Genomic DNA, 12331 nt, shown 5'->3' on the forward strand with positions numbered 1-12331 from the left:
CATGCCAGCTTCTTCGTTTCCATCCCCCACCCGCCGCGCCTGGGGCGCGGCGGCGTGCCGAGCGCTACGAGCGCCTTGCCGCGCCATTTCGCCCGTTGTTTGCGCGCATTCGCGAAAACGCGGTGGCCCGTGAGCTCAACCGTACCTTGCCGCTCACCGAGCTGGGCTGGCTGAAAGACAGCGGCTTCACCGCGCTGCGCGTGCCGCACGATTACGGCGGTGCCGGCGCCAGCCTGCCGGAGCTGTTCGGCCTGCTCACCGAGCTGGGCGAGGCCGACTCGAACCTGGTACAGGCGCTGCGCGGGCACTTCGGCTTTGTCGAAAACCTGCTCAACAGCCGCGATGTGCAGCGCCGCGAACGCTGGCTGGCGCGCGTCGGCAAGGGGGAAACCATCGGGCCTGCCAGCAGTGAGCCGGGCGACGCCAAGCGCGCCGAGTTCTCCACGCACTTGATCCGTGATGGCGCGAACTGGCGCCTGGAAGGCACCAAGTTCTACACCACAGGCTCGCTCTACTCGGACTGGATCGACGTCGGCGCCACCGACCCTGACGGCAACCGCGTGACCGCCAGCGTGCGCCGTGATGCGCCAGGGGTGGAGGTGCTGGATGACTGGAACGGTTTCGGCCAGACCCTCACTGCCAGCGGCACCGCGCATTTTCGCGAGGTGGCGGTGCGCGCCGAGGACGTGGCCTCGGTGGAACAGCGCTTTGCCTATTCGCCGGGGTACTTCCAGTTGTTCCACCTGGCCAACCTGGCCGGCATGGGCCGGGCCATGAGCGGTGAGGTGGCCGCTGCCGTGGCGGCGCGCACACGAACCTTCACCATCGGCAACGCCGACCGGGTGAGCCAGGACGCGCAGATTCTCGCGGTGGTGGGCCAGGTGCGCAGCGCCGCCTACTGCGCGGGCGCCATCGCTCAGCAGAACGCATTCGCCCTGCAGCGCGTGTTCGATGCGCGCAATGATGAAGCGGTGGCCGAAGAAGCGGCGATCGCGGAACTGGAGATCTGCCAGTCGCTGAACGTGGTGGCCGATTTGATCATCGACGCCGCCGGGCGGCTGTTCGATGCCCTGGGCGCCTCGGCAACGCTCAAGCCTAACGGCCTGGACCGCTTCTGGCGCAACGCCCGCACCCTCGCTTCGCACAACCCGCGCGTGTACAAGGAACGCATCGTGGGTGACTACGCCGTCAACGGCACACCGCCGCCGCCGCAGTGGAAGATCGGGGTGGCCTGAGGCGGCTCAGGCGTGATAGCGGCCGGCGCGGTGGTTCATGCCGATGATGGAGTTGAGCACCACGGCGCCGGCAATCGACATCAGCCAGATCGGCCAGGCCACCACGCTCAGCGACAGGCACAGGATCACCACGTCGCAGCCCAGTTGCAGCCAGCCCGCGCGCCAGCCGAAGCGCTGCTGCAGGAACAGCATCAGGATGTTGAGGCCGCCGAGGCTGGCGCGATGGCGGAACAGCACCAGAAAGCCCATGCCCAGGATCACGTTGCCCATCAGTGCGGCATACAGCGGCTCGATGTGTGCCAGCGCGATCAACCCTTTGCTGTGGTCGCTGATCAGCGACACCAGGCCGATGGCGGTGAAGGTCTTGACGGTAAAGCCCCAGCCCATGCGGCGCACCGCCAGGTAGTAGAACGGCAGGTTGATCAGAAAGAACACCAGGCCGAAGCCCCAGCCCCAGGCGTAGTGCACGAACAGCGCGATACCGGCGGTGCCGCCGGTGGCCAGGCCCCCTCGCGCACCAGCAGCAGGCCGAAGGCGACCAGCAAGGTGCCGACCAGAAGGGCGAGGCCGTCTTCGATGCGGGAATGGGGGAAAGTGGGTGTGAGGGTTGTCATGGGGCGGCGGGCTCAAGGTGGACGCGAGCGAATCTAGCACAGCCATGCACAGATCATGCACCCACGAACAATAAGCGCATGTTTATTTCTCATAAAAGACTAAAAATGCACCAATCAATCAGGCTGATGATCGGCCACTGCCACACCCGCCTCCTTGAAACGCTCCAGCACTACCGCCGTTTTCAGGTGGCTGATCATCGCGTTGGCCGTCAGCCGCCCCATCAGCGCATTGAGCTCGGCCAGCCCTGCCACCGCAACCTTCAGGCTGTAGTCCGCCTCGCCGGTGGTCTCGTGCACATCGATCACCGCCCCCTCCTCCAGCACAAAACGCTCGAAGCCCTCGCTGGTGCCCTGGGCGTGGTTGACCAGGCTCACCTCCACCATCGCCACCACCTCGGTGTTCATCGCCTGCGGCGCCAGGCGCGCGTGGTAGCCGAGGATAAGCCCCGCCTGCTCCAGCGCCATGCGCCGGCGCGAGCACTGCGAGGGCGACAAGCCCACCAGCTCGCTCAACTCCTGGTTGCCCAGCCGGCCGTTGGCTTGCAGCAAGGTGAGGATCTTCAGGTCATGTGCGTCGATGTCGGTCATGGATCAATTGGCCTGGGTGAGTCGGCGGGGTTGGCAGGGTAGCAGGTGCCGCCGAGTGCGGGGCCTCCAGATTTGAAGTGGCACCCGACCGGCAGCGAACGCCGGCAGAGGCTCAAGCAACCACCGCCTGCGCCGATAGCGATGATCATCAAAGCAAGGATGCCTCGCGCCATGCACCGCCGTACTCTGTTGTTGCTCGTGCTGCTGGCGATCGCCAGCGTCACTTATCTGGCCACTCAGGTGGACTGGTCGATACCCCGCACGCTGTATGTCATGTATCAGGAAATGCGGCATTACCAGGAGCTCGCCAGGGAGGACGATGGCGAGATGCTGAAACGCTTGAAGGCCAGATTCGGTGAAAACGCCGGGATGGTCTACAGCACCGCTATCGACGGTGATGGGCAAAGCGTGCGCACCCTGCAGGTCACCCGCCAGTGCGACGACAACGGCCAGTTCGACAGCATGGGCACGCTCAAAGAGCAGGTGCGCTTCCTCCACGAACAAGGCCTGCAATGGCCGGACAAGGTGCAGTACCTGTGGAGTTGTAACTTTCAGATGCCCGAAACGCTGGGCGTTGGCCCTGCCCGGTTGAACACGCTGCTCGACAAGCGCCTTGCAGCCAATCCTGGCTGCGCGGCGATCGATGCGCGCGCAGGCAGCTACAGCCAGGGCCGGCCCTTTGGCACTCGCCAGGTGATGGCCGAAGAAGGCGCTCTGGAATTGCGCCTGGTCGAAGGCTCCACGGGCGATGCCGACAAGGCGCTGTTGCAGGCCTGGCCGTCGTTGACCAGTGAAGGCGCACGCGCGCAAAAGGCATTGATGCGCTGCACGCTGGAGGCACTGCTTGCGGCGCTGGCGCCCGATGCCGAGAGCAAGACCGCGCTCGACGCCCTTGAGAAGTATTGGGCCGACAAAGGCAAGCACGGCGGGTTTCAACGAGTCGGCGGCTTGCAGCTGGAAGCGACACACGATCCCGTGGCGGTCCAGGTTTACCCGCGCCCGGCTACGCAGTAAGAGGCACCGCAGCGCGCTCTGTTGTCAGGCGCTCTCCCGCCCCACCACCTCACACTCCAGCCGGGCGGGCTGCCCGCTCGCCCGCCCGGCTATCTCCTCCAGTACCCAGCGTGCAGCCTGTTCGCCAATGGCCTGTGCCGGCGGGCGAATGCTCGAAAGGCTCGGCAGCAGCATCTGCGCGAAGGGGTAATCACCAAAGCCCAGGATCGCGCACTGGCCCGGCACGCTGATACCGGCACGGGCCGCAGCGAGCAGCCCGCCGGCCGCAAGGTTGTCGTTGGCGAAAAAGACTGCCTGCGGCGGCGATGATGCCTGCATCAGCGCCAGCAACGCGGCCTTGCCGGCGTCGAACGGCGCCAGCTCGACGCCGGGCACATAGCGGCCGGCCTGCCCGCCCAGTGCTTCGAAGGCCTGGCAAAAGCCTTCACAGCGTTCCAACGCACTGTGATCGCCCGTGGCGCTGTTGAGCACGAACGTCGCGCGCCGGTAACCGCGCGCGTGCAGGTAAGCCGCACCCTGCTCGCCCACCGCCCGATGAGAAAACCCGACCTGCACCGGCGCGCGTTCCGGGCAGTAATCCCAGGTTTCCACCAAGGGCACCTGGGCGGCGGCGAGCATGCTTTCGGTGGCGGCCGAGTGGAAGCGGCTGGTCAGCACCAGCGCTGCGGGTGCCCAGCCGAGGAAGGCGCGCACCGCGTGCTCTTCTTTCTGCTCATCGAAATAGCTGGACGCCAGCAGCACCTGATAACCCTCGGCCTCCAGCGCTGCGCTGAACGCCTGCAAGGTCGGCGCAAAGATCGGCCCGGAGATGTTCGGCACCACCATCGCCACGATCCGCCCGCGCGCCGAGGCCAGCCCGCCTGCGGCCAGGTTGGGGACGTAGCCGGTTTGCGCCACGGCCGCAGCGATGCGCGCGCGATGCTCTTCGTTGACCCGCTCGGGCTGATTGAAATAGCGCGATACGGTCATGCTGGAGACCCCGGCCAGCTGTGCCACGGTGGCCTGCGTGACGCGGCCGATGCCCCGGCGCTTGCGCGACATGCTTATTACCTCTGGCTATTTAAATCTCGATTTAAGGTATTGGACGCGATTAAAACTGCTGAGGATCATACGCCCGTTAGCGCTAACCAGCTACTGGCTCGAGCCAATGCCGCCCCGCGCGATCGCCCTGCAACGGCCACAAGAACCGAGGGGCGCACACTTGGCATTGAGCGAGCGAGCAGCACATGTATTCAAGCACTGGGGAACGTTTCACCAAGGCCCGCCTGGGCCAGGCCATCTGCGCGGCACTGGCGCTGGGCAATGCCCTGCCAGCCCTGGCAGAGGAAAGCATCGAACTGGGCACCGTCACAGTGACCGCCACCCGTAGGGAAGAATCCCTGCAGGACGTGCCGGTGGCGGTCAGCGTGGTCCAGGGCGAGCAACTGGAAAAAGACAACCGCAACGGCGTGGCGGGCCTCGCTCAGCAGGTGCCGACGCTGAACTTTCGCACCAACGCCTCGAACAAGGACACCGCGCTGTTCATTCGCGGCGTCGGCACCATCTCCACCTCGCCCGGTGTCGAACCGACGGTGGCGTCGGTGGTGGACGGCGTGGTCTACGCCCGCCCTGGCCAGGCCACCCTCGACCTGCTGGATGTAGACCGCGTGGAAGTGCTGCGCGGCCCACAGGGCACACTGTTCGGCAAAAACGCCTCGGCCGGTGCGCTGAACATCGTCACCCGCGCGCCGACCGACGACACCCATGGGTTCATCGACCAGGGCTGGTACCAGGGCAACGAAAGCCGCACCCGCTTCGGCCTCGGCGGCACACTGGTGCCGGGCCTGGTCAAAGGCTCGCTGACCGGGGTGGTGAGCAGCTATGACGGCAATGTCGACAACCAGGCGAACGGCCAGGAAGTGAACGGCTACAACCACCGCGGCCTGCGCGGCAAGCTGCTGTTCACCCCCAACGACGACCTGACCCTGACGCTGATCGCCGACTACATGCAGGCTCATGACGACACCCCCAACGGGGTGGTGAGCCGCACCACCACTGCCGCCTTCGCCAGCGCCCTGCAACCGGTGGCGGCGAGCAACCACAACCGCGACATCGAGAGCGACTATCGCAGCCATGTAGAGGACGTGAACAAGGGGCTGTCGCTGCAGGCCGATTACTTCCTGGCCGACTACACCCTCACCTCGATCACCGCCTGGCGCGGCTGGGACAACACCCAGTGGCAGGACGGCGACCGCCTGGCAACCATCAGCGCTGCCTTCCCCGGCATCGAGGACAAAGGCGACCTGGCCTTCGACCAGTACTCCCAGGAACTGCGCCTGGCCTCACCCAAAGGCGAATTCGTCGAATACGTGGGCGGCCTTTACTACATGCACGGCAAGGACGAAGAAACCTACCGGCGCACGCTGTTCACCACCACCACAACCCAGCGCGGCGTGGCCGATTACGGCACCCGCAGCGACAGCACGGCCGCCTTCGGCGAGGCCACGCTGAACTTCACCGAACGTTTCCGGGGCATCGCAGGCCTGCGCTACACCCATGACTACCTGAGCTACGACCACCGCCGGGTGTCCACCTCGGCCACTGCGGTGAACGGCATCCAGCCGTCCACGGCCAGCAGCGGCTCGGTCAACGAAGACGGCTTCAGCGGCCGGCTCGGCGTGCAGTACGACTTCACCGACAACCTCATGGGCTACCTCACCTGGTCGCGCGGCTACAAGGGCCCGGCCTACAACGTGTTCTTCAACATGCAACCGCGCGACACCGACCCGCTCAAGCCGGAAACCTCCAACAACTGGGAACTGGGCCTGAAAGCCACCGCGCTGGACGGCGCGCTGACCGCCAACGCCGCGCTGTTTCACAGCGACTACGACAACTACCAGGCCAACTTCTACGACAGCGTGGCCGGCCAGGTGGTGACCCGCCTGATCAACGCAGGCTCGGTGACCACCCAGGGCGCAGAGCTGGACCTGGCCTGGCAAACCACCGACCGGCTGAAGCTCTCCGGCGCCCTGGCCTACACCCACGCGCGCATCGACGAATTCGCCTGCCCGGCCGGTGCGGCGGCCGCGTGCAACGTCAACGGCAAGCCGTTGCCGTTCAGCCCCGACTGGAAGGCCTATGCCCGCGCCGACTACCGCATCCCGCTGAACAACGGCCTGGCGGTGGAGCTGGGCACCGATTACAGCTGGCAAAGCGAGGTGCAGTACGACCTGTCGCAAAACCCCAACACCAAGCAAGGCGCCTACGGGCTGTGGAACGCCAGCGCCGCACTTACCAACGAGCACGACGGCTGGCGCGTGGCGGTGCTGGGCAAGAACCTGGCCGACAAGAGCTACTCGCCGATGCTGGCCAGCGGCAGCGCCTACATCTACCGCATGGTGCCGCGCGACGACCGCCGCTACTTCGGCATCCAACTGAGAAAGGACTTCTGAACCATGACCACCCGGCAGATGCACCTGGGCGCTTTCCTGATGGCGACCGGGCACCACCTGGCCGCCTGGCGCCATCCGGAGGTGCCTGCGGATGCGGGCCTGAACATCAGCCACTACCGCCACCTGGCACGAGTGGCCGAGCAGGCGTGCTTCGATCTGCTGTTCGTCGCCGACAGCGTGGCAGCCGCCGAAGGCGAGCAAGCCAGCCGCATGGCGCGCTCGGACCACTTCGAGCCGCTGACGCTGCTGGCAGCGCTCAGTGGCAGCACCGAACGCATCGGCCTGGTGGCGACCGTGACCACCAGCTACAACGAGCCCTATCACGTGGCGCGCAAGTTCGCCTCGCTGGACCACCTGAGCGCCGGGCGCGCCGGGTGAAACCTGGTGACCTCCGATGCTGCGGCCGAAGCAGGCAACTTCGGCCGCACCCAGCACCTGGGCCACGCCGAACGCTATGCGCGAGCAGGCGCCTTTTACGATGCGGTCACGGCACTCTGGGACAGCTGGGCGGATAACGCCTTTGTGCGCGACAAGCGCAGCGGCCAGTACTACCGCCCCGAAGGCCGCCATGCTCCGGCTCACGCCAGCGAGCATTTCGACGTCCGTGGCCCGCTCAACGTGGCGCGCCCGCCCCAGGGCTGGCCGGTGGTGGTGCAGGCCGGCGCCTCGGAGGCGGGCCTGGCACTGGCGGCGCGCAGTGCCGAGGTGGTGTTCACTGCGCAGCCGAACCTGGCGGCCGCGCAGCGTTTCTACAGTGGGCTCAAGGCGCGCCTGCGTGCCCATGGCCGCGCTGAAGATTCGCTGAAGGTCATGCCCGGTGCCTACATCGTGGTGGCTGAAACCGAGCAGCAAGCCCAGGTGCAGCATCAGGCGTTGCAAGCCTTGGTGGCGCCGCAGGTGGGCATTGCCCTGCTCGGGCGCATGCTCGGCAATTTCGACCTCAGCGGCTACGACCGCGACGGCCCGCTGCCCGAGCTGCCACTGACCGACAGCGGCCAGCGGTCGCGCCAGCGGTTGCTAACCGAGCTTGCCGGCGACAAGCGCCTGAGCCTGGCCGAGCTGGGCCGGCGTATCGCCGGCGGCCGCGGGCACTGGACGCTGGTGGGCGATCCCGGCCAGGTCGCCGACCAATTGCAGCTATGGTTCGAACAGGGCGCTGCCGACGGTTTCAATCTGCTGGTGCCGCATTTGCCCGGCGGCCTGGAAGCCGTCGCCCGGCTGCTGGTGCCCGAGCTGCAGCGGCGCGGGCTGTTTCGCCAGCGTTACACAGGCAGCACGTTGCGTGAGCACCTCGGCCTCGCCCGCCCCGCCAATCGTTTCTTTACCTGAACAGGAGCCTCAAGCATGGCCTACCTCGCCGCCCCGGCCCGTTACGACCACATGCCCTACCGCCGCACAGGCACCAGCGGCCTCAAACTGCCGGCGTTGTCGCTGGGCCTGTGGCACAACTTCGGCGACAGCACGCCGCTGGAACGCCAGCGCGCACTGCTGCGTACCGCCTTTGACGCTGGCATCAACCACTTCGACCTCGCCAACAATTACGGGCCGCCCTATGGCAGTGCCGAAATCAACTTCGGCCGCCTGCTGCGCGAAGATTTTGCCGCCTACCGCGACGAGCTGATCATCTCCACCAAAGCCGGCTGGGACATGTGGCCCGGCCCCTACGGCCAGGGCGGCGGGTCGCGCAAATACGTGCTGGCCAGCCTGGATCAGAGCCTTGCGCGGATGGGCCTGGACTACGTGGACATTTTCTACTCGCACCGCTTCGACCCCGACACCCCGCTGGAAGAAACCGCTTCGGCCCTGGCCACGGCGGTTCAGCAAGGCAAGGCGCTGTACGTGGGTATCAGCTCGTACTCAGGGGTAAAAACCCGCGAAATCGCATCGCTGCTGGCGCAATGGAAGGTGCCGCTGCTGATTCACCAGCCGGCCTACAACCTGCTCAACCGTTGGGTGGAGCGTGACCTGCTCGATACCACCGCTGAGCTGGGCAGCGGCGTGATCGCCTTCACCCCGCTGGCCCAAGGGCTGCTCACCGACAAATACCTGAACGGGGTGCCGGGCGATGCGCGAGTCAACCAGCCCGGCGGCGGCTCGCTCAAGGGCGAGCACCTGAGCGAGGAAAACCTGGCGCGGGTGCGCGCACTCAATGCCATCGCCCAAAGGCGCGGCCAGAGCCTGGCGCAAATGGCCCTGGCCTGGACCCTGCGTGATCCACGGGTCACCAGCGCACTGGTGGGCGCCAGCCGCCCGGAACAGCTCACCGAGAACATTGCCGCCCTGAACAACCTGGCGTTCTCCAGCGAGGAACTGGCCGAGATCGACCAGCACGCCGTGGAGAGCCATATCAACCTTTGGGAAAAACCTTCGAGCGCCGAATGAACAGACGCCCCTTCCTGCTGGCAGCCCTGGCGGCTGCCTTTTCTCTGCTGCTCGGCCAGGCCCAGGCCGCCGAACCCACTGCCCCGGATACCCTGCGCATCGGCTACCAAAAGGGCTCGATCGCGCTGGTGCTGGCCAAACAACACAAGCTGCTGGAACAACGCAACCCGCACACCCAGGTGCAATGGATCGAATTCCCCGCCGGCCCGCAGATGCTCGAAGCCCTGAACATCGGCAGCCTGGACGTGGCCTCGACCGGCGACCTGCCACCGCTGTTCGCCCAGGCCGCAGGCGCTGACCTGGTGTACATCGGTGCAGAACCTGCCAAGCCGCAAGCCGAGACGCTGCTGGTGCCGGTGAACAGCCCACTGCACAGCGTGGCCGACCTCAAGGGGCACAAGGTCGCGCTGCAACGCGGGTCGAGCTCGCATAACGTGCTGCTGCGCGCGTTGGCCAAGGCTGGCCTGAGCCTGAAAGACATCACCCCGCTGTACCTGGCCCCGGCCGACGCCAGCGCCGCCTTCACCCAGGGCAGCGTGGATGCCTGGGCGATCTGGGACCCCTATGCCGCACTGGCTGTGCACAACGGCCAGGCACGCGTGCTGGCCGACGGCACCGGGCTCGGCCTCACCGGCCCGCTCTACACCGCCCGGCGTGCCTATGCGCAGCAATACCCGGAATTCATCCATAGCCTGCTGGCCACCCTCAGCGATGCCGAGGCGCTGACCCGCAGCGAGCGCGAACAGAGTATCGACACTCTTGCCGCCAGCATGGGCCTGGACCGCGCCGTGGTGGCCGCCTACATCGACCACCGCCCGCCTTCACCGGTCGGGCCGATTACCGAGGCAATCGTGCAGGCTCAGCAGCACACGGCTGATCTGTTCCTGCAGAACAAGCTGCTGCCCAAGGCGGTGGTGGTGAGGGATGCGGTGTTGCCGTTGCAGTGAGGGCGGAATCTGCGCGTCGCGCGGCGCAGCCGCACTCCTACGGTTTGAACGGCGCCGCTGTGCTGTGGTGGGAGGCCGGCTCGCCGGGCGAGGCGGCGATCTACGAGCTTGCGAAGCACAGGTTGGAATGCAGGCCTGCGCGTCGCGCGGCAAGCCGCACTCCTACGGTTTGAAAGGCACCGCGTTGCTTTGCTGTGGTGGGAGGCCGGCTCGCCGGGCGACGCGGCGATCTACGAGCTTGCGAAGCGAACAGGTTGGAATGCAGGCCTGCGCGTCGCGCGGCAAGCCGCACTCCCACGGTTTGAAAGGCGCCGCATTGCTTTGCTGTGGTGGGAGGCCGGCTTGCCGGGCGACGTGCCAATCTGCGAGCTTGCGAAGCGAACGGGTGGAATGCAGGCCTGCGCGTCGCGCGGCGCAGCCGCACTCCTACAGTTTGAACGACGCCGCTGTGCTGTGGCGGGAGACCGGCTCGCCGGGCGACGCGCCGATCTACGAGCTTGCGAAGCGAACAGGTTGGAATGCAGGCCTGCGCGTCGCGCGGCAAGCCGCACTCCTACGGTTTGAAAGGCGCCGCATTGCTTTGCTGTGGTGGGAGGCCGGCTTGCCGGGCGACGCGCCGATCTACGAGCTTGCGAAGCGAACAGGTTGGAATGCAGGCCTGCGCGTCGCGCGGCAAGCCGCACTCCCACGGTTTGAAAGGCACCGCGTTGCTGTGCTGTGGTGGGAGGCCGGCTCGCCGGGCGACGCGGCGATCTACGAGCTTGCGAAGCGAACAGGTTGGAATGCAGGCCTGCGCGTCGCGCGGCAAGCCGCACTCCCACGGTTTGAAAGGCGCCGCATTGCTTTGCTGTGGTGGGAGGCCGGCTCGCCGGGCGACGCGGCGATCTACGAGCTTGCGAAGCGAACAGGTTGGAATACAGGCCTGCGCGTCGCGCGGCAAACCGCACTCCTACGGTTTGAAAGGCGCCGCGTTGCTGTGCTGTGGTGGGAGACCGGCTCGCCGGGCGAGGCGGCGATCTGCGAGCTTGCGAAGCGAACGGGTGGAGTGCAGGCCGGCGCGTCGCGCGGCAAGCCGCACTCCTACGGTTTGAAAGGCGCCGCATTGCTTTGCTGTGGTGGGAGACCGGCTCGCCGGGCGAGGCGGCGATCTACGAGCTTGCGAAGCACAGGTTGGAATGCAGGCCTGCGCGTCGCGCGGCAAGCCGCACTCCTACGGTTTGAAAGGCGCCGCATTGCTTTGCTGTGGTGGGAGGCCGGCTCGCCGGGCGAGGCGGCGATCTACGAGCTTGCGAAGCACAGGTTGGAATGCAGGCCTGCGCGTCGCGCGGCAAGCCGCACTCCTACGGTTTGAAAGGCGCCGCATTGCTTTGCTGTGGTGGGAGGCCGGCTTGCCGGGCGACGCGCCGATCTACGAGCTTGCGAAGCGAACAGGTTGGAATGCAGGCCTGCGCGTCGCGCGGCAAGCCGCACTCCCACGGTTTGAAAGGCGCCGCATTGCTTTGCTGTGGTGGGAGGCCGGCTTGCCGGGCGACGCGGCGATCTACGAGCTTGCGAAGCGAACAGGTTGGAATGCAGGCCTGCGCGTCGCGCGGCAAGCCGCACTCCTACGGTTTGAAAGGCGCCGCATTGCTTTGCTGTGGTGGGAGGCCGGCTTGCCGGGCGACGCGCCGATCTACGAGCTTGCGAAGCGAACGGGTGGAGTGCAGGCCTGCGCGTCGCGCGGCAAGCCGCACTCCTACGGTTTGAAAAGCGCCGCATTGCTTTGCTGTGGTGGGAGACCGGCTCGCCGGGCGACGCGGCGATCTACGAGCTTGCGAAGCGAACAGGTTGGAATGCAGGCCTGCGCGTCGCGCGGCAAGCCGCACTCCCACGGTTTGAAAGGCGCCGCATTGCTTTGCTGTGGTGGGAGGCCGGCTTGCCGGGCGACGCGCCGATCTACGAGCTTGCGAAGCGAACAGGTTGGAATGCAGGCCTGCGCGTCGCGCGGCAAACCGCACTCCTACGGTTTGAAAGGCGCCGCGTTGCTTTGCTGTGGTGGGAGGCCGGCTTGCCGGGCGACGCGCCGATCTACGAGCTTGCGAAGCGAACGGGTGGAGTGCAGGCCTGCGCGTCGCGCGGCA

10 protein-coding genes and 1 pseudogene are annotated in these 12331 nt (G+C 66.6%); 7 read left to right on the forward strand and 4 right to left on the reverse strand.

Features of this window, described 5'->3' with window-relative positions:
• The first annotated feature begins 122 nt into the window (after positions 1-122).
• Positions 123-1235 carry an acyl-CoA dehydrogenase family protein gene (locus tag LN139_RS14275; protein WP_442964318.1) on the forward strand — a complete coding sequence of 371 codons (1113 nt, stop codon included), beginning with the start codon at positions 123-125 and terminating at the stop codon, positions 1233-1235.
• A 6-nt stretch (positions 1236-1241) separates the two neighbouring features.
• Here LN139_RS14275 and LN139_RS14280 read toward each other — a convergent pair whose 3' ends face one another.
• The 3 genes from LN139_RS14280 to LN139_RS14290 form a co-directional block, all read right to left on the reverse strand.
• Complete coding sequence (locus tag LN139_RS14280) at positions 1242-1703, reverse strand: YitT family protein (protein ID WP_236354502.1); 462 nt, start codon at positions 1701-1703, stop codon at positions 1242-1244.
• Positions 1658-1849 carry a hypothetical protein gene (locus LN139_RS14285; RefSeq protein WP_236354504.1) on the reverse strand — a complete coding sequence of 64 codons (192 nt, stop codon included), beginning with the start codon at positions 1847-1849 and terminating at the stop codon, positions 1658-1660. The genes LN139_RS14280 and LN139_RS14285 overlap by 46 nt, the downstream gene beginning before the upstream one ends.
• A gap of 114 nt (positions 1850-1963) precedes the next feature.
• Positions 1964-2437, reverse strand: coding sequence for an Lrp/AsnC family transcriptional regulator (locus tag LN139_RS14290; protein ID WP_236354507.1), 474 nt, complete (start codon positions 2435-2437; stop codon positions 1964-1966).
• Positions 2438-2608: 171 nt separating this feature from the next.
• Here LN139_RS14290 and LN139_RS14295 point away from each other — a divergent pair, with 171 nt between their 5' ends.
• The gene (locus tag LN139_RS14295; RefSeq protein ID WP_236354509.1) at positions 2609-3451 is read left to right on the forward strand and encodes a hypothetical protein; all 843 of its coding nucleotides are present in this window, start codon (positions 2609-2611) and stop codon (positions 3449-3451) included.
• A 24-nt stretch (positions 3452-3475) separates the two neighbouring features.
• Here LN139_RS14295 and LN139_RS14300 read toward each other — a convergent pair whose 3' ends face one another.
• A complete protein-coding gene (locus LN139_RS14300; protein WP_236354510.1) occupies positions 3476-4492 on the reverse strand; it encodes a LacI family DNA-binding transcriptional regulator in 1017 nt (338 codons plus the stop codon).
• 185 nt (positions 4493-4677) lie between these two features.
• On the opposite strand from LN139_RS14300, the gene LN139_RS14305 reads away from it, so the two are divergent.
• From LN139_RS14305 to LN139_RS14325, 5 genes and pseudogenes are all read left to right on the forward strand, one after another.
• A complete protein-coding gene (locus LN139_RS14305) occupies positions 4678-6882 on the forward strand; it encodes a TonB-dependent receptor (protein ID WP_236354512.1) in 2205 nt (734 codons plus the stop codon).
• Positions 6883-6885: 3 nt separating this feature from the next.
• Positions 6886-8211, forward strand: a pseudogene (locus tag LN139_RS14310) (LLM class flavin-dependent oxidoreductase).
• A gap of 15 nt (positions 8212-8226) precedes the next feature.
• On the forward strand, positions 8227-9264 hold the full coding sequence (gene mgrA / locus LN139_RS14315; RefSeq protein WP_236354513.1) for an L-glyceraldehyde 3-phosphate reductase: 1038 nt from the start codon (positions 8227-8229) through the stop codon (positions 9262-9264).
• Positions 9261-10211 carry an aliphatic sulfonate ABC transporter substrate-binding protein gene (locus LN139_RS14320; protein WP_236354514.1) on the forward strand — a complete coding sequence of 317 codons (951 nt, stop codon included), beginning with the start codon at positions 9261-9263 and terminating at the stop codon, positions 10209-10211. Before mgrA ends, LN139_RS14320 begins: the two co-directional genes overlap by 4 nt.
• A gap of 433 nt (positions 10212-10644) precedes the next feature.
• Positions 10645-11562, forward strand: a complete 918-nt coding sequence (locus tag LN139_RS14325; protein WP_236354516.1) for a hypothetical protein — start codon at positions 10645-10647, stop codon at positions 11560-11562.
• The last annotated feature ends 769 nt before the right edge of the window (positions 11563-12331 follow it).

Origin of the sequence: Pseudomonas sp. KNUC1026 (assembly GCF_021650705.1) — a bacterium.
In the GTDB taxonomy this organism is placed as follows: Bacteria; Pseudomonadota; Gammaproteobacteria; order Pseudomonadales; family Pseudomonadaceae; genus Aquipseudomonas.

Excerpts from the sequence above, each read along its gene's own strand:
- LN139_RS14285 (WP_236354504.1), bottom strand. The coding sequence starts at position 1,849 with ATGACAACCCTCACACCCACTTTCCCCCATTCCCGCATCGAAGACGGC.
- LN139_RS14295 (WP_236354509.1), top strand. The coding sequence starts at position 2,609 with ATGCACCGCCGTACTCTGTTGTTGCTCGTGCTGCTGGCGATCGCCAGC.
- mgrA (WP_236354513.1), top strand. The coding sequence starts at position 8,227 with ATGGCCTACCTCGCCGCCCCGGCCCGTTACGACCACATGCCCTACCGC.
- LN139_RS14300 (WP_236354510.1), bottom strand. The coding sequence starts at position 4,492 with ATGTCGCGCAAGCGCCGGGGCATCGGCCGCGTCACGCAGGCCACCGTG.
- LN139_RS14305 (WP_236354512.1), top strand. The coding sequence starts at position 4,678 with ATGTATTCAAGCACTGGGGAACGTTTCACCAAGGCCCGCCTGGGCCAG.
- LN139_RS14320 (WP_236354514.1), top strand. The coding sequence starts at position 9,261 with ATGAACAGACGCCCCTTCCTGCTGGCAGCCCTGGCGGCTGCCTTTTCT.
- LN139_RS14290 (WP_236354507.1), bottom strand. The coding sequence starts at position 2,437 with ATGACCGACATCGACGCACATGACCTGAAGATCCTCACCTTGCTGCAA.